The organism is Pseudarthrobacter sp. NPDC092424 (assembly GCF_044754925.1).
Classification (GTDB): domain Bacteria; phylum Actinomycetota; class Actinomycetes; order Actinomycetales; family Micrococcaceae; genus Arthrobacter.
Window position 1 is genome coordinate 26,695 of sequence record NZ_JBIVQC010000006.1, and the last position, 16,565, is coordinate 43,259.

18 protein-coding genes are annotated in these 16,565 nt (G+C 67.4%); 9 read left to right on the forward strand and 9 right to left on the reverse strand.

Features of this window, described 5'->3' with window-relative positions; translation table 11 throughout:
* Nucleotides 1-2: 2 nt before the first annotated feature.
* The 5 genes from ACIQCN_RS10475 to ACIQCN_RS10495 all read right to left on the reverse strand — a co-directional run bounded on the left by ACIQCN_RS10475 (nt 3) and on the right by ACIQCN_RS10495 (nt 4,546).
* Nucleotides 3-998, reverse strand: coding sequence for a substrate-binding domain-containing protein (locus ACIQCN_RS10475; RefSeq protein ID WP_400607959.1), 996 nt, complete (start codon nt 996-998; stop codon nt 3-5).
* Nucleotides 999-1,213: 215 nt separating this feature from the next.
* Nucleotides 1,214-1,357, reverse strand: coding sequence for a hypothetical protein (locus tag ACIQCN_RS10480; protein ID WP_400607962.1), 144 nt, complete (start codon nt 1,355-1,357; stop codon nt 1,214-1,216).
* A 1-nt stretch (nt 1,358) separates the two neighbouring features.
* The gene (locus ACIQCN_RS10485; RefSeq protein WP_400610794.1) at nt 1,359-2,753 is read right to left on the reverse strand and encodes an OFA family MFS transporter; all 1,395 of its coding nucleotides are present in this window, start codon (nt 2,751-2,753) and stop codon (nt 1,359-1,361) included.
* Between the two features lie 133 nt (nt 2,754-2,886).
* A complete protein-coding gene (locus ACIQCN_RS10490) occupies nt 2,887-4,122 on the reverse strand; it encodes a hypothetical protein (protein WP_400610796.1) in 1,236 nt (411 codons plus the stop codon).
* Between the two features lie 4 nt (nt 4,123-4,126).
* On the reverse strand, nt 4,127-4,546 hold the full coding sequence (locus ACIQCN_RS10495; RefSeq protein WP_400607971.1) for a hypothetical protein: 420 nt from the start codon (nt 4,544-4,546) through the stop codon (nt 4,127-4,129).
* A 533-nt stretch (nt 4,547-5,079) separates the two neighbouring features.
* Here ACIQCN_RS10495 and ACIQCN_RS10500 point away from each other — a divergent pair.
* From ACIQCN_RS10500 to ACIQCN_RS10510, 3 genes are all read left to right on the forward strand, one after another.
* A complete protein-coding gene (locus ACIQCN_RS10500) occupies nt 5,080-5,508 on the forward strand; it encodes a MarR family winged helix-turn-helix transcriptional regulator (RefSeq protein ID WP_400607974.1) in 429 nt (142 codons plus the stop codon).
* Nucleotides 5,505-6,746 (forward strand): MFS transporter, encoded by a 1,242-nt coding sequence (locus ACIQCN_RS10505; protein ID WP_400610798.1) that lies wholly within the window; start codon nt 5,505-5,507, stop codon nt 6,744-6,746. Before ACIQCN_RS10500 ends, ACIQCN_RS10505 begins: the two co-directional genes overlap by 4 nt.
* A 106-nt stretch (nt 6,747-6,852) precedes the next feature.
* On the forward strand, nt 6,853-7,854 hold the full coding sequence (locus ACIQCN_RS10510; RefSeq protein ID WP_400610800.1) for a bile acid:sodium symporter family protein: 1,002 nt from the start codon (nt 6,853-6,855) through the stop codon (nt 7,852-7,854).
* 11 nt (nt 7,855-7,865) lie between these two features.
* Here the strand turns inward: ACIQCN_RS10510 and ACIQCN_RS10515 are convergent, their stop codons facing one another.
* The gene (locus ACIQCN_RS10515; RefSeq protein ID WP_400610802.1) at nt 7,866-8,729 is read right to left on the reverse strand and encodes a DUF1524 domain-containing protein; all 864 of its coding nucleotides are present in this window, start codon (nt 8,727-8,729) and stop codon (nt 7,866-7,868) included.
* A gap of 380 nt (nt 8,730-9,109) precedes the next feature.
* On the opposite strand from ACIQCN_RS10515, the gene ACIQCN_RS10520 reads away from it, so the two are divergent.
* Entirely contained in the window at nt 9,110-9,280 is a 171-nt protein-coding gene (locus tag ACIQCN_RS10520; RefSeq protein WP_400610804.1) for a hypothetical protein, read from the forward strand.
* 162 nt (nt 9,281-9,442) lie between these two features.
* On the opposite strand, the gene ACIQCN_RS10525 is transcribed toward ACIQCN_RS10520, so the two are convergent.
* Both ACIQCN_RS10525 and ACIQCN_RS10530 read right to left on the reverse strand, forming a co-directional pair.
* Nucleotides 9,443-9,826: a VOC family protein gene (locus ACIQCN_RS10525; RefSeq protein ID WP_400607989.1), complete on the reverse strand. Its 384-nt coding sequence runs from the start codon at nt 9,824-9,826 to the stop codon at nt 9,443-9,445.
* Nucleotides 9,827-9,999: 173 nt separating this feature from the next.
* Nucleotides 10,000-10,917, reverse strand: coding sequence for a 2-hydroxyacid dehydrogenase (locus ACIQCN_RS10530; RefSeq protein WP_400610806.1), 918 nt, complete (start codon nt 10,915-10,917; stop codon nt 10,000-10,002).
* Between the two features lie 390 nt (nt 10,918-11,307).
* Between ACIQCN_RS10530 and ACIQCN_RS10535 the strand changes: the two genes are divergently transcribed.
* The 3 genes from ACIQCN_RS10535 (at nt 11,308) to ACIQCN_RS10545 (ending at nt 13,439) form a co-directional block, all read left to right on the forward strand.
* Nucleotides 11,308-12,006: a hypothetical protein gene (locus tag ACIQCN_RS10535; RefSeq protein ID WP_400610808.1), complete on the forward strand. Its 699-nt coding sequence runs from the start codon at nt 11,308-11,310 to the stop codon at nt 12,004-12,006.
* A 108-nt stretch (nt 12,007-12,114) separates the two neighbouring features.
* On the forward strand, nt 12,115-12,666 hold the full coding sequence (locus ACIQCN_RS10540) for an RNA polymerase sigma factor (protein ID WP_400607997.1): 552 nt from the start codon (nt 12,115-12,117) through the stop codon (nt 12,664-12,666).
* Entirely contained in the window at nt 12,663-13,439 is a 777-nt protein-coding gene (locus ACIQCN_RS10545; RefSeq protein ID WP_400610810.1) for a hypothetical protein, read from the forward strand. The genes ACIQCN_RS10540 and ACIQCN_RS10545 overlap by 4 nt, the downstream gene beginning before the upstream one ends.
* On the opposite strand, the gene ACIQCN_RS10550 is transcribed toward ACIQCN_RS10545, so the two are convergent.
* The gene (locus tag ACIQCN_RS10550; RefSeq protein ID WP_400608002.1) at nt 13,414-13,749 is read right to left on the reverse strand and encodes a cupin domain-containing protein; all 336 of its coding nucleotides are present in this window, start codon (nt 13,747-13,749) and stop codon (nt 13,414-13,416) included. The two genes, ACIQCN_RS10545 and ACIQCN_RS10550, sit on opposite strands and share 26 nt — an antisense overlap.
* Before the next feature lie 147 nt (nt 13,750-13,896).
* Between ACIQCN_RS10550 and ACIQCN_RS10555 the strand changes: the two genes are divergently transcribed.
* Nucleotides 13,897-15,324, forward strand: a complete 1,428-nt coding sequence (locus tag ACIQCN_RS10555; RefSeq protein ID WP_400610811.1) for an FAD-binding oxidoreductase — start codon at nt 13,897-13,899, stop codon at nt 15,322-15,324.
* Nucleotides 15,325-15,368: 44 nt separating this feature from the next.
* Nucleotides 15,369-16,559: a mechanosensitive ion channel family protein gene (locus ACIQCN_RS10560; protein WP_400610812.1), complete on the forward strand. Its 1,191-nt coding sequence runs from the start codon at nt 15,369-15,371 to the stop codon at nt 16,557-16,559.
* Nucleotides 16,560-16,565 lie beyond the last annotated feature (6 nt).

Below are 16,565 nucleotides of genomic sequence, written 5' to 3' on the forward strand. Positions count from 1 at the left end.
GATCACTTGAAGGACTGGGCGTCCGGGCCGTAGAAGTCTTCGACCTTGTGCTTGGTGACCGTTTCCTTGTTGATCAGCACCGTGTCCTGGTACTGCTCCTTCGGGATGTCCTGGCCCTTGCCCTCCATGAGCGCCACAGCGTTGCGCACGGCGAGCTGGCCCATCATGTAGGGCTGCTGTGCCATGGTTGCCTGGGTCAGGCCGCTCGCGACCGCATCGAACATGGTGGGGAAGCCGTCGATGCCAACGGAGAAGATCTTCTTGCCGGCGGCCTTGGCTGCCTTGGAGGCACCGAGGGACATCGCGTCGCTCTCGCCGAACACGGCCTTCAGGTTGGGGTTCGCCGTGAGGATGTTCTGGGTGGCCTTGTAGGCTTCGGTCTCATCCCAGTTCGCCGTTTCCTCGGCGACGACCTTGATCTCCGGCGTCTCCTTCAGGGCCTTCTGGCATCCCTCGGTGCGCTGGATCTCCGCGGTGGACCCGAGCACGCCGTGAAGGATAGCGATCTCGCCTGAGCCGCCGATCTGCTCAAACATCCACGTGCAGAGCTCGTAGGCGGCCTTGACGCTGTCGGTGGCGATGTAAGTGGCGAGATCACCCTGTCCGGACTCAGGCCGCTGGTCCACGGCAACCACCGGCACGTCGGCCTTGTTGGCAGCACGGACGCCCGCAGCCGCCGCGGTGGAATCCTGGGAGGTGAAGATCAAGGCGCCGATCTCCTTGGTCAGGAGGTCGTTGACCTGCTTGACCTGGGCCGAAGAGTCGTTGTTGGCGGAAGTGATGTTCACCTCGTAGCCGAGCTTTTCCGCCTCGTCCTTGATGCCCGCCACCTCAGCCACATAGAAAAGGGACTTCTGGTCCGCCACGGAGACGCCGATCACCTTTTTCTGGCCCTCGGCAGCCGGGCCGCCCCCTGTGCCACAGGCCGCAAGAGAGAACGCCGTGAGTGCGGCGGTGAGAGCGGCGCCGCCCCAGCGGACCATCTTTTTGGAAGTCATCTTTGTCTCCTCATGCCGAGCGACAGGTCGTCGCTGAAATTTTTATGCAGTGCATCAATTACTATGCACTCGATAATGAGGCCTGGGTCACATCCCTGTCAAGACGGTGGGGAAACCTTGCCTGTGAGCCGTGAAGGAATTGGCTTCTGACACGCAAAAGGCGGGTGCCGCCGTCGTGGATTCACGACGGCGGCACCCGCCTTATGCTGGTTGCGTCAGCCGAACAGCGCGGCCACCCGCGTCAGCGTCTGGAAGACGCCATAGGCCAGCGGGATTCCCACCAGGGTCCAGGCAATGGCGAGCCTCCCGGCGGAGACTTTGACGGGCGCCTGCGCCCCGGGCGTGTATTCAGTGCTCATCTCAGGCCTCCATTGCAGCTTCGGGTTCCCGGCCGCGGTCGTGGCGGGGTTCATGGAATCGGTGGTCAACGGGCTTCACCATCAGGTTCGCCAGGAAGCCGATCACCAGCAGGGCCACCATGGTCAGCAGCGCCGGCTGGTAGGACGCGGCGGTCAGCTCGCCCGGCTTGCCCTGGGCGTCCAGGAACGCATTGACGATCAGCGGCCCGGCCACGCCGGCGGCAGACCACGCGGTCAGCAGACGGCCGTGGATGGCGCCCACCTGGAAAGTGCCGAACAGGTCCCGCAGGTAGGCCGGAACGGTGGCGAACCCGCCGCCGTAGAAGGAAATGATCACGAAGGCCAGCGCTACGTAAAGGACCGTGGTGCTGGAGCCGGCCAGCGCCAGCACCGTGTACAGGACGGCACCGACGCCCAGGTAGACCATGTAGATCCGCTTGCGGCCGGTGATGTCCGAGGTGGAGGACCATACGAAGCGGCCCACCATGTTGCCGATCGAGAGCAGGCCCACGAAGCCGGCGGCGACCGCGGCGGTCACCGCGGAGACGCCGTCGGACTGGCGGAAGAAGTCCTGGATCATCGGCGCGGCCTGCTCCAGAATGCCGATCCCGGCGGTGACATTGCAGAACAGCACAATCCAGACCAGCCAGAACTGCCTGGTCCTGATCGCATTCCTGGCCGAGACGTTCTCCGTGGTGACCAGTGCGGCCTTCTTGACCTTGGCCGGGTCGAAGCCGGCAGGCCGCCACCCTTCCGCGGGGACCTTGATGGTGAACGCGCCGAACAGCATATAGGCCAGGTAAACGACGGCCAGGGTCAGGAAGAGCTTGCCCACGGCGTCACCGCTGGCAACCCAGCCCTGGGCTCCGGAGCCGGGGTCGTACATCTTCAGGAGGGCCGTGGAGACCGGGCTGGCGATCAGCGCGCCGCCGCCGAAGCCCATGATCGCCATGCCGGTGGCCAGGCCCGGGCGGTCGGGGAACCACTTGATCAGCGTGGACACCGGCGAAATGTAGCCGATGCCCAGGCCGATGCCGCCCACTACGCCGTAGCCGAGGTAGACCAGCCACAACTGGTGCGTGAAGATGCCCAGTGAGCCGATCAGGAAGCCGCTGGACCAAAAAACAGCGGACGTGAACATGGCCTTGCGCGGGCCCTTCGTGTCCACCCAGGTGCCCATGATCGCCGCCGACAGGCCCAGCATCACGATGGCGATCGAGAAAATAATGCCGATTTCGGTCAGGCTGGCTTCGAAATGCTTGACCAGCGCCGTCTTGTAGACGCTGGTGGCATAAGCCTGGCCGATGCACAGATGCACCGCGAGCGCCGCCGGCGGCACGAGCCAGCGGTTGAAGCCCGGCGGGGCGATGGAGTGGTCACGGTCCAGTAAGCCCATACATTTTCTCCTGTTTATCGACGGCGTCAGAGGCCAGTGTGCCAGAGGCGAAAGACCCTGATTGGCCCACGCCTCACGCAATCATGATGCAGATCACACAGGAATGCATGGCAGCCGCGCCGAGCGGTAGGAATTACACGACGAACGGCTCCTCAGGGCGCGGTGCACCTCGGGGCGTCCGCCCCACCGGCTTGAGTTCGGAGGCCATCCGCAGCGCGTCCCCGAACGCAACCCCGTCCAGCCGTTCCACCAGGCGCTTTGCCTGGCGGACCACCCTTCGGGTGTGCGCCGAAGCGTCCCCCGACACCGCGTCCAGGACCGTGTCCAGGCGTTCCCTCGCCGCCCCGTCGATTGGCGCAGACTGGTCGCCAAGCCAGGTGCCGGCGTCGTGCAGCAAGCCGTTCAGCGCATCCTGGACCTCCGGCCGCTTTGCGGCAATGTCCGCGAGCGCCGGGCTAGCCGTCGTGAACTCCGCCCACCATGCTCCCAGCCCGGGAAATTCGCGGAAGCCACCTTCCCGGAAGGCCCGCATCGCCTCGAAACTGCCGGTCTGTGCGGCATCCTGCGGGGAGCCGCCGGCAGCATTGACCGCGAACAGCGACTCGAGGCTGCAGTCCACCTGCGGAAAGCCCCGGAAGACCCCGCGCAGCTCCCAGTCCCCGTCGCCGGACTCGTCACCGGACCAGCGCCGGCTGAAATTGATGGCCGGGGTGTCCACCAGTTCATCGGTGGTGGTGGTGAACGCCTCTGTACCCACGCTGTCGTCGTTATTGCCGAAGGTGCCGTACCAGATGAGCTGCCAGCCGGACATGGCGTTCTTGACCGCCGCACGAACCGAAGACGCCGCGGATTCCTTCACCACCTCGATCTGGTCCTTGATCTGCTGCGGGGTGGGCGCGGCCAGCGCGCGCTGGAAGCTGGCGGCCACCTTCACCACCGCAAGATGGACCGCGTCCACGAACGCCGCATAGCCGGTGTCGGCCAGGGAATCCGGCCAGCCGTCCTCCTCCATCACCGAAACCACGACGCCGGCAATGGCGGGAACGTCGTCAGCGCCCAGGAGGGAGCGGAGGACCGCGTCGTTAATGGGTATGGGTTTGAGCTTGGTGGACCAGCGGCCCACCGCATCCGGAACCGGCACGTCGTAACCGGCATCCACGTCGGTGTCACCGAGGTTTCCGTGGCTGCCGCTGCTGGACACGATTGTCGGCGAACCAATGAGGCCGGAACCGGCCTCGACGGCGAAATTGTCGCCGTCGACTTTGAAGAACACCGTCCAGATGTACGGCTCGGCGTTGCCCCAGCCGTCTCCTTCGTCGTGGCAGTGCAGTTCCTGCAGGACGGTCTCGAGGTTCAGAGTCGGGCGCATGGGACTACTGCCCCGCCCCGTCGCCGGGCGACCGCTGGTCCTTTTCCTCGACCAGCGGGCGGTGCACCGGCCTGCGGATCTGCCGGCGGGCAGTCGACTGGATGCGCGGGAGGGCGGCGGTGACGCTCAGGCCTGAAACGGCGGAGCCCTCACAGCGGCCGGAGGAGCTCAGCTGGCTGGTGAAGCACATCCGTCCGCCACCGTAATGGGTAGTGCCAAAGATGCCGAAGGAAAAAGCCCACCACGTATAGAGGGTGCCGTTTTCACAGCCCTTCAGATGGCTGGCCACTCCGTACCCTGTCTCCTCGACCCAACTGAAGTCGTAGCACCACTTGGTGACCTGGCGGGTGCAGGTGTCGAACCATTCCCACGGCCAGCCGCCAGGACACCAATAGCGCTCGGTAACAACCACTTGCTGCGGCATTGCCGCCTCCTGAGAAAAATGTGCGCGCCACTGGGGCCGGGCGGGCAGCCCGGGACGGCGGATCACGCGAATGAATTACAACCGGTTCCTGTGACGGAGCCGAGGCAGGCGAAGAAGCCTGTTCAGGAAGGCTGCGCGCTGTTCGCAGCCCGTGCACGGCGGAATGCCGGTCAACGTCGTTAGGTCTTTGACCGCATCGCCCAGTCCGATGGTTTCGCCACCGGTGATCCGAGTCAGGGATATGCGCCGGTCTTGCCAGTGGCGTGATCTCGCGGGCCATTCGCGGACATTTTTCTGGACCATTGCCCATCCCCTACGGACACCATGTGGGGTGGTTTCCTGCCCTCCGGCTACCGCCCCTGCTTGAAATCTTCCTCCGGGCAGTGGTGCCCGTCAACAGTTTTTTCCATCGATTTACTAAAGTCATGGTCCACTCTTGTTTCGCCTGGCCGGTTGCCTCGAAGGGCGCTTGGGAGCATACTGTTAGCTAAGCTAATTAGCAGTGCTAACCATTAAGGAAGCGCGCCTCCTCCATGACCCGGAACCCCAACGACACCCTCGCCATTGACCTCCGCACCGCCGTGATGCGCACCTCGCGCCGGCTCCGCGTCGAGGCCACCGGCGAGGCCATCACCCCCGGCCAGTACACCGTTCTGGCCGTGCTGAACGAAGATGGACCCCGCACCCTCCGCGCTCTCGCCGAGCGGGAACACGTGCAGGCTCCGTCCATGACCCGGATTGTCAACGCCCTCGCCGGCCAGGGTTTCGTCACCCGGAGCACCGATCCCGACGACGGCCGCCAGGTCCAGGTGGAGATCACCGACGCGGGACGCACCGTCCTCGAGGAGGCCCGGAACCAGAGGACCGCCTGGCTGGCCCGGCGCGTGGCCGGCCTCAGCGAAGACGACCGCCGCACCCTCAGCCGCGCCGCCCGCATCATGCAGGAACTGAGCGGCAAATGACCCCTATGTTCCGCGCCCTGGAAAACCGCAACTACCGGATCTGGGCAGGCGGAGCACTGGTGTCCAACATTGGGACGTGGATGCAGCGGGTGGCCCAGGACTGGCTGGTCCTGACCGTCCTCACCAACCACTCCGGCACGGCCGTGGGCATCACCACCGGGCTCCAGTTCCTCCCCATGCTCCTGCTGGGTCCCTACGGCGGCGTTCTCGCGGACCGATACCGCAAACGCATCCTCTTGCTTTGGACCCAGCTGGCCATGGGAGCCACCGGCCTGGCCATCGGCCTCCTGGTGGTCACCGGCACCGCACAGCTCTGGCATGCCTATCTCGCCGCGTTCAGCCTGGGCATGGCCAGTGCCCTGGACGCCCCGGCCCGGCAGGCTTTCGTGTCCGAACTCGTGGGCCAGGAGAACGTCTCCAACGCCGTGGCCCTGAACTCCGCGTCCTTCAACACCGCCCGCCTCACCGGTCCCGCCATCGCCGGGGTGCTCATCGCGTGGGTGGGAACCGGTCCTGTATTCCTGCTCAACGCAGCCAGCTTCGCCGCCGTCGTGGTTTCCCTCTTCCGCATCCGCACGGCCGAGCTCTCCCCCGCAGCACCGGCCGTCCGCGGAAAGCGGAAGGTTGCCGAGGGCCTGCGCTATGTGCGGCGGCGGCCGGACCTGATGATGATCATGATCCTGGTAGGCGTGCTGGGTGCGTTTGGCATGAATTTCACCATCATCAACGCGCTCATGTCCACCACCGAATTCCATGCCGGCCCCGGCGAGTTCGGCCTGCTGGGCTCGATCATGGCGGTGGGCACGCTGGCCGGTGCACTGCTGGCCGCCCGACGCGCCGGACCCCGCCTCCGGTTCCTCCTGGGCGGTGCGCTGGGTCTCGGTTTCTTCACGCTGCTGGCCGGGGCTTCGCCGTCGTTCTGGCTCTACGCCGCAGCGCTGGTCCCGGTGGGGCTGGCAACCATCACCTTCCTGAACAGCTGCAACACCAGCATCCAGCTCTCCGTCGAACCGCAGTTCCGCGGCCGGGTGCTGGCGCTGTACCTGGCGGTCCTGCAGGGCGGGACCGCGCTCGGCGCGCCGCTGATGGGCTGGGTGGGCGGCGAATTCGGCGCGCGCTGGGCCGTCGCTGCCTCAGGTGCCGTGGTGCTGCTGGCCGGGTCGGCGGCCGTCGTGGCGGTGACAAGGCGCAGCCGGCTCACCCTCCGCGGCGTCTTCCGGCTGGCGTTCGGGGGCTGACCGGCGTAAACCGTACCGCCGGGCTGCCCCGCCATCCAGCGTGCAGGCAGCTGAGCTGCGGCGACACAGTTCCGGAACCGGGCCCGCGGTGTGATAGTCCGGAGGTATGCTTCCCGAATCCAAGCCTTCCTCGCCGGCGACCGGCGCCGAAGAACGCAACGCCCGCATCGCCGTCACCCTGTTCCCGCTCCTGATCCTGGCGGGAGGAGCCATAGCCCTTGCATCGCCGTCGTCCTTCACCGGGCTGGCACCGTGGATCAGCCCGCTGCTGGGACTGATCATGTTCGGCATGGGCCTGACGCTGACGCCGCCGGACTTCGCCATCATTGCCAAGCGGCCGGTTCCGGTGGTCATCGGCGTGGTGGCGCAGTACGCGGTCATGCCGTTCCTTGGCTGGCTGATTGCGGCGGCGCTGGGCCTGCCGCCCGCACTGGCGGCCGGCGTCATCCTGGTGGGCTGCTGCCCGGGCGGCACGGCGTCCAATGTGGTGTCCTACCTGGCCAAGGGTGACGTGGCACTGTCCGTGGCGATGACCAGCGTGTCCACTCTGATCGCTCCGCTGCTGACCCCGGTCCTGGCGCTGTGGCTGGCCGGCCAGTACATGCCCGTGGACGCCGGCGCGATGGCGTGGTCCATTGCGCAGATCGTGCTGTTCCCCGTGATGGTGGGCCTGGTGATCCGGCGTTTCGCCCCCGGACTGGTTTCCAAAGCCCTTCCCGCCCTGCCGTGGATTTCGGTGCTCGCAATCACCCTGGTGGTCACCGCGGTGGTGGCCGGCAGCGCGAAGGCGATCTTCGCCGCCGGCCTGCTGGTGCTCGCCGCTGTCATCCTGCACAACGGCCTGGGATACGCCCTCGGCTACGGCGCCGCCCGGCTTTTCAAGCTTCCCGTCCCGGCCCGCCGCACCACGGCCATCGAAGTGGGAATGCAGAACTCGGGGCTCGCCGCAGGACTCGCCCGCCAGTACCTCACCCCGGAAGCAGCCCTGCCCGGGGCCATCTTCTCGGTATGGCACAACGTGTCCGGTGCCGCGCTGGCGGCCTATTGGCGCCGCGGCACCCGGGCCGGGCGTGCCGGCGAACCGGTTCCGGTGGCCGTCACCGAGTAGCCCGCGCCCGGTCAGCCCTCGCAGGCCACCCCGTCGCCGTCCCCGTCCAGGCCCGAACGGTAGCCGGGCGATCCGGCATAAAGGGGCGCCGCACCGGCGTCGTACGCTTCCGCGCAGTTGGCGAAGTAGACGTCGGCGGTCCCGGCAGGCGCCACCGACGTCGGCGCCAACTGGCCCGGGCAGCCGGCCAGGACAGCGGCGATCGTGTCGTGTTCGGCCTGCGTGACCCAAAGGCTGTAGCGCGCCTTCACGGACACCTGCCGCGCCACATACTCGCACCGGAAGCCCTTGTTGCCGGGCAGCCAGGTGGCGGCGTCGCCGTCGCCCTTTTGCTGGTTGGTGGGGCCGTCCGTGGCCTGGAGGTTCAGCGGATCGTTGGCGAACGCGGTGCGCACTTCCGCGCTGAGCTGCTGTGCACCCTTCTGCCAGGCGTCGCTGAGGGCTACCACGTGGTCGATCTGGACGGCGCTGCTGGTGGTGGTGCCGCGGACAAAGCTGATCACAGTGCCGGTATACGGGTCGGCGAGGGTGCCCGACTGGACCTTGCACGGAACGCTGTTGACATACGTTTTGTCAGTCAGGTCGCGGTTGAGGATGTCGTTGCGGGTGTCGCAGCCGTTCTGGTCGACGTCCGCCCAGGTGGGCCCGAACAGCGAGCGCTCGTAGCCGGTCTTCGGCGCACGGCCCTTGACGGGGAGGGTGGCCAGAAGGTCGGCGGCCTGGACCTCTGGCTGCGCGTCCGCCGTCGTGCTTTCTGCGAACGCGGGCATTCCGGTAGTGAAGAACCCCAGGAACAGGGAAAGTACGACGGCGGCGGCGCACTTTCTGGCGGCCAGCAGGGCGCGGGAGCCGGGCAGCGAGTGGTGGTTGGGCATGGCAGATTCCCCCAGGTAGGTGCCGTAAATGGTGTCCGGCGCGGACGAGTTCGTCCCGCGCCAGCGACGAGCCTACCGGGCTGCGTCCGCCGGATTGGGCGGTTCTGGCCGACCTTGGCCAATGCTTCCGGACTCCTGCGCGGATCCTGCGCTGCCGGGCACGGGCGGGAAATTTTCTCCGAGATGTTGATTATCAGCATACTTACTATTAATCACGAATGAGGGAGTACGCACACCGCTCCCAGGGGCCGCCCATAGCGGACCCGCCACAACCGGGGAAAACCCCCGGTGCGCGATACGGGCTACTGGGGGTCCGTGAAACGCCTCCCTCTTGCTCTGCCGCGCGTGGTTCAGCAGTTAAGAGCAGAAGGAGAAAGTCAATGCGAAAGCTCTCGATGATCACCTTGGCAGCTGCGCTGACCCTCGGCGGCACTGCCGTTGCCACCCCCGCCCTGGCAGATCAGCCGGGCCCGGGAGACAAGCAGTGCATCCCTGGCCAGAACGGCAACCCGCACCCCGGTTTCAAAGCCGGAGCATGCTCCAACCGCTAGCAGTTTCACGCCGGCCTGGCCGGACACCAAGGGACCCTTCCCCGCGGGGGAAGGGTCCCTTGCCACGTCCGGGCGGCCAGCCTCCGTCAGGACATCGGCAGGTGCCGGCACATCGCTTCCCGCACGCGCGGAACAGGCGCGGATGGCTTCCGAAGCCTGCCGTTACGGCAGCGACGAGATGTTCAGGATGTTGCCCTCGCTGTCAAGGAACCAGGCTGCCTTCCCCAGGTCCGGGAGCGTGGCAATGCCGTTCTCGGTCTTGAGGCCCGGGAAGTCGTACTCCTCGAAGACGACGCCGCGGCCCCGCAGCTCTTCGACCTCGCGGTCAACGTCGCTGGTGGCCCAGCCCATCTGCGTGTTTTTCGCGGTCCCGGCGTTATCCGTCCGGTAGAGGAGGAAGCCGGAGCCGTTGCCGCAGCGGTATATGAGGTTGTCCTCGTCGACGACGGTGGCAGGCTCCAAACCCAGCTTGTCCCGGTAGAAGTCCCTGGCCCGGTTAATGTCCTTGGCCGGCAACACGGGCATGACATCCAGATCTTTGAGCATGACGATTCTCCTTGCCGCATGTAATGGCGATGCTCTCCCCCGGTTCGGTCCCGCCGTTGCAGCGGCCCGGGCCGCGAGGCCGCCCGTCGCGCCGTTTGCCGGGGCGGCCACCTGCTTACGAGGCCATTATGGGACTGAACGCGTGCAAGCGGAATAGCCACCGCAACGTAGGGTCAGGGGAGCACCACGTTGACCGGGTCCTTGCCCTCCTGCAGCAGCCCGATCTGCTTCCGGACCAGCTTGACCATGCGCGGGAACATGGCGGAACTGGCGCCCCCGACATGCGGGGTGATCAGCACACCGGGGCTGGTCCAGAGCGGGTGGTCCGCCGGCAGCGGCTCCGGGTCGGTAACGTCCAGGGCCGCACGGAGCCGCCCCGAGGAAGTCTCGGCCAACAGCGCGTCGGTGTCCGCTACGGGTCCGCGGGCCACGTTCACCAGCAGGGCACCGTCCGGCATCGCCGCCAGGAACTTGGCATCCACCAGCTGCCGGGTCTGCTCGCTCAGCGGCACGCTGACCGCCACGATGTCGTGCAGGGGCAGCTGTTCGTACAGCGAATCGATCCCGTAGATGGTCCCGGCGGCGTCCTCGCGGGCCCGGCTGGCCATCCGCGTGATCACGGTTTCGAACGGCAGCAGCCGCGCCTCGATCGCCTTGCCCACTCCCCCGTAGCCCACCAGCAGCACCCGCCGGTCCGCCAGGCTTGGCCGCTGGGCGTTGTCCCAGACACCTGCCGCCTGGTTGCGCGCGAAATCGGGGAGCCCGCGCTGTGCGGCGATCATCATGCCTACGGTGAGCTCAGCGGTTGATGTCTCATGGACCCCCGCCGCGTTCGCGAAAACGCAACCCGGGGGCAGGACGTCCGCCACGCCGTCGTACCCGATCGACTGGCTCTGCACCAGCCCCACGTCCACGCCTTCCAGCGCGGCCAGCACGGACGACTTGCCCATGTACGGCGGAACCACCAGGTCCAGCCGGCCTTCGGGCGCGGGACCGGACAGATCCCACAGCACAAACTCCACGCCGGGCATCGGCTCCAGAGCCTCCAGCAGGTTTTGTTCAGGCAGGCTGACCCGCAACGGCGCGCTCACGCTGCCGCCTCCCCGAAGCAGCCCGGAACTGGTGGGACAAAGTGCATGGTGGCCTCCCGGCGTCGGCAGCCCGCCGCTTCCACAGCGGGCGCGGTCATCCCCTCCAACTTACTTTGAGCCGCCTTGGAATGACAGGCGTAACACGGCTTAGCGGAGGCTGTCATGTCCTGACGGTACCGCCGGTGATCGCGCCGGCCGGGAAACACACATACCCGCCCGGACCCCGCGGCCAGGCCTGGCCGGACACGCGGCCGGTCGCCAGCGTATGACAACTTCGTCAAACTTTTTTCTAAAACCCGTAACCCCAGTGACCGGATTTTCGATCCAGTAAGTGCGGGGACATCCCGCGAAGTTGAACGCAATCCATAAAATTCGTCAACGGAGGGTCTCATGTCTTACTTCACCTTTTCAGGCAACAAGCTGATTATGACCGCACTCGCGGCGGGCGCACTGGCCGTCGGCGGCACTGGGGTCGCGGCAATGGCCGACTCACACGGGGACACCCCGGTGGCGCCGATTACGGAGTCACCGGCGCCCGATCCCACTGAAACTGAAGCCCCGGAGCCCACCCCCACGGAGACTGAAACCGAATCTCCGGACCCGGAACCGACCGGGACCGAAACGGCTGAGCCGGAACCTACCGATGATCCGGAACCCGAGCCCACGGAAACGGATGACCCCGAGGAAAGCCCCACCGCCACCCCGGTTGGCCCTGACGTCACCGGACCGGCAGCCGTGGGCCTGTGCAACGCGTTCGAGCACGGCGGCCTGAGCTCCACCTCCACCGCCTACACCGTCCTGATGGAGGTGGCCGGCGGCGATGAGGCGATCGTCGACTACTGCGCCACCATCCCCGCCCCGCAGGACATCGATGACGGAAGTGTCGACGACGGCACGGACGGCGGCACGGATGACGGCACGGACGACGGCACGGATGACGGTGAGGGCACCGTGCAGCCGCAAAACGTTGAGTTGCAGAACGAAGGCGCGCCGGCCTCCAATGGCGCTAACGGCGGCCACGGTTCGCCCGGCTCCAGCGGTGGCGCAGGCCACCAGGGCAACAGCGCCAAGCACTCCCACCACGGCTAGGAGTAGCCTGCTTTAAGGAGCGGGCACGCCGCACCGGGGCGGTTTTTTCCTCCCGGTGCGGCGCCATCCCAACGATGTCCCGCAGGGGTATCTGCCGCAGGGGGGCGGATGCAAGAAGAGATCAGCCATGAGGCACAGGCGCAGCGCCAGGCCGGTGAGGGCGCCTTTTGTGCTGTGTACAGGGAGCTCGCTCCGGCGGTCCTGAGCTACCTGCGCGCCCGGGACGTCGAAGATCCCGAGGCCATGACCCAGGAAGTATTCCTGGCACTCTACCCGCAGTTGGACGGGCTCGACGGCGGCGCCCGCGGAGCCAAATCCCTCGCCTTCTCCATCGCCCACGCCCGCTACGTGGACGAGTGCCGGCGCCGGGTGAAGACCCCCTTCAGCACCGGTTACGACCCCGATGCCGACCCGCGCCGTGCCGCTTCCGCCGAGGACCAGGTGGTGGCCGCCGCGTCCACCGAGAACGTCAAAGAACTCCTGGGGACTCTGCAGCCGGACCAGCAGGAGGTGCTGGCACTGCGGATCGTCGCCGACCTGTCGCTCGAAACCACCGCCGAAATCATGGGGAAAACCACCGGCGCCATCAAGCAGCTCCAGCGCCGCGCCCTCTGCCGGCTCCGCAAACTCCGTCCCTCTTTGAAGGAAGACGCGTCATGACCAGTGAACACACCAGGCGGAGCCGCCGCCTCGAGGACGGGCTCTACGTGGACGCGCTTCTCGCCGAAGCGGGCTTCGACGCGCGGTCCGCGGACGACGACGGGCTGCGGGACGCGCTGCTCCGGCTGCGGTCCTTCCGGACTACTGAGGTTCCGGTGCCGTGCGCGGAGCTGGCGGCGCTGATGGACGGGGCCGAACCCGGTTTCGCAAAGGTGATCCCGCTGGCAGGCCGGACACGGAAGCGTCCGCGGAAGAAGCAGGCGGCCCTCACCAGCCTGGCCGTGGCCGCTTCGCTGGGCATTGCCGGCGGAGCTGCCGCGGGGAACGAAACCGTCCGGCGCCATGCGGAGGGGACCATCGACACGATCGTCCGGTCGTTCTCCCCGCCGGTCCGGACTCCGGCCCAGGCGCCGGCCCCGGCCCCCGCACAGCCGGCGGAAATACCTGATCCGGCTCCCGACGCCGTACCTTCCCCTGCAGCAGTCCTGCCGCCGGGGACGTCCGCACCCGACGTAACTCCGGGCCACATCGGAACCCCCGGCGGCGCCGGTGCAGGCTCGGGCAAGGAGCCCTCCGCGGAAGCGGAATACGTCCCGGGCAGGGCAGCCGCGCCGTCGCCACGCGCACAAGAAGCGGACGGGATTCGCAAGCCCTCAAGCGGCACCGCACCCGGGACACCGGGCCAGCCCGGCACGCCGCCGGCGGCGGCAGTTCCGCCGGCGGCAGCGGACGTGCCGGAACCGAAGGTCAGTCGCGGTACTTCGCCACGGTGAACAGGAATGTCGAGTCCTCCTCAGCGTCCAGGCTGTGCAGTCCCGGCGGAACGATCAGCAGGTCCCCGGGCTTGCCCTGCCAGGACTCGGCCCCCGCGTGGAGCCGGATGCAGCCGCTGATCACATAGAGAGTGGCGTCGCCTGGATTCTTGTGCTCGCTGAGCCGGGTCCCGGCTTTCATGGCGAGCACCGACTGGCGCAGGATCTTCTCGTGGCCCCCGTAAACGGTGTCTGCGGCGCGGCCGTTAGTGGCGGCGAGCGCCGCGCTGAGCTGCTGACGGGCCAGGGCTGCGATCGATATTTTCTGCATGCGCCCAAGGCTACCCGTGTCTTGACCCTCCCGGGGCGCCGCCAGATACTGGGAGTACTGCCGCAGTTGAGCGCCGTTCCTTGCGCTTCCCCTTCCGAGATTCCGGCCGGACCAGCGACGCTCCGGCAACCAGTGGCGAGGCCACCCATGGACCTGACAACACCGCCTCCTGCAGAAGACCACACCGCCGAGGTACTGAATGATCTGCGGCAACAGCTCAGCGGACCGCTGCTCGAACCGCACGACCCAGGTTATGACGAGGCCCGGCGGGTGTGGAACGGCATGCAGGACCTTCGCCCGCGCGCCATCGCCCGCGCCGGCTCCATCGCAGACATCGATCCCGTCCTGGCCGCAGCCCGCAGCACGGGCCTGGTGCTGGCCGTGCGGGGCGGCGGACACAACATCGCGGGCCACGGCAGCGTTGAGGGCGGCCTGGTGCTGGACCTCGGCGGGCTGCGGCGCGTCACGGTGGACGCCGAAGCGCTGCTGGTCACCGCGGAACCCGGTGCCACGCTGGCGGACATTGACCAGGCCACGGCAGCCCACGGCCTCGCCGTCCCTGTGGGCGTCATCAGCCAGACGGGAATCGCCGGGCTCACCCTGGGCGGCGGCGTGGGATGGCTGACCCGCAGCAACGGGCTGACGCTGGACAACCTCGCGTCCGCCGACGTGGTGACGGCCACCGGTGAACACCTGCATGCCGGCCCGGAGGAAAACGGCGAGCTCTTCTGGGGACTCCGGGGCGGCGGCGGAAATTTCGGCGTCGTGGCCTCCTTCACCTTCAGGGCACGCCGGCTGCCCGGTCCCGTCCTGGGCGCCAACCTGTTCTACCGGCCCGAGCACTGGAAGGAAGGCCTGCAGCGTTTCGCGGCCTGGGCCACGGACCTGCCGGAGGACATGAATCCGATCCTCAGTTTCCTGGTTTTCCCGCCGGAGTTCGGGCTGGGCGCGGCACCTTGGATGATCATCGGCTGCGCCTGGGCGAACGCGGACCATCAGCCCGGGCTGGAACTCATCGGCAGGCTCCGCGATGCGGCACCCCCTGACCAGGACGAGGTGGGACCTGTGTCCTGGCCGGAGTGGCAAAGTGCGATGGACGGGCTCTTTCCAAAGGGCTCGCGTGGCTACTGGAAAAACGCCTCTTTTTCGCGCCTCGACGATGAAGTCATTGACGTGGTGATTGGCTTCGCTTCCAAGGTCGCCTGGCAGGGCACCGGAATCGACATCCACCTGCTGGGCGGAGCCTTCGCCAGCGTCCCGGAGCAGGCAACGGCCTACCCCAGCCGGGCGTCCCGCTACCTGCTGAACATCTACGGGTTCTGGCCCAGCCCCGAGGACGACGCCCGACTCACCGAATTTGCCCGTGCGGCCCACGGACGGATGCAGCCTTTCGCCGAACAGGGGGAATACCTTAACTTCCTGGGCAGCGAGGAGCGGCCGGACGTCCAGGCGGCACGCCTGACGTACGGCCCCGATAAGTACGGGCGTCTCCTCAGCCTCAAGCAGCGATACGACCCGGACAACCTCTTCAGCCGCAACCACAACATCGTGCCATCCCGGTTGCCTGACGCTTAGCCCCGATTTCGCCCCGCACGCGGCCGGTTGATAGTGATTAAGGGATGCGAGACCTACTCAACCCCGCCATGCCCTTCATCGCCGTGACGGTTGCGGTGGCTGCCGGGCTGGTCCTGTCCTGGCTGCTCCGCCGGATCGTCCTCCGGCTCAACCGCAAGCGCCCCGGGCTGCGCACCGCCTCCCGGGTGGCCCGCCAACCCCTGCGTCTGGCACTGTGCCTGGTCGGCGTCCGCGCCGCGCTGGGACTGACGGCGGCGCACGAAAGCTGGCACGCCGCCGTCGACCATTTCCTGCTCATCGGCCTGATCTCGTCCCTGGCCTGGCTCGCGGTGGCGGTGCTGCTGATCCTCGAGGCGGTGGTGCTGGACCGCTACAGCGTGGACGTGGCGGACAACCGCAGAGCCCGGAGGCTGCGGACGCAGACCATCCTGGCGCGGCGCATCGGCGTAGCCCTCGTGGTGGTCATCGCCGCGGGCTCGGTGATGCTGACGTTTCCCGCCATCCAGGCGCTGGGCGCAGGGCTGCTGGCGTCCGCGGGGGTGATTTCCATCGTGGCGGGCCTGGCCGTGCAGACGTCCCTGGTGAACGTGTTCGCGGGCATGCAGCTGGCGTTTACGGACGCCATCCGGGTGGACGATGTGGTGGTAGTCCAGAAGGAGTGGGGCCGCATCGAGGAAATCACCCTTACATACGTTGTGGTGCATATTTGGGACGACCGACGCCTGATCCTGCCCTCGACGTACTTCACGACGACGCCGTTCGAGAACTGGACCCGCCGCCAGTCGGCCGTCATGGGCACGGTGGAATTCGACCTCGACTGGCGCGCCCCCGTGGAGGATATGCGCGCCGAGCTCCGCCGGGTGCTGGCGGACACCGACCTCTGGGACGGGCGCGTGGGCATCCTGCAGATTACCGACGCCACCGGCGGATTCGTCCGCGTCCGCATCCTGGTCAGCGCCGCGGACAGCGCCGCACTTTTCGACCTGCGCTGCCTCATCCGCGAAGCCATGGTCACCTTCCTGCAGCAGGGCCACCCGGAGTCGCTTCCCCACCAGCGCTGGGAAAAGTACGACGGCGGTACCTCCTCCCGACAGGGTTTGGAACGCCGCCCCGACCGGGGTGAGTCGCAGCTGTTCACCGGGTCGCTGGAGGCCGTGGAACGTTCGCGCGCGTTCAGCGGCCCCGGCGAGGAAGTGTTCGAGGACCGGGACAAGCACCTGGCTGCGCGCAACTGACGTGGG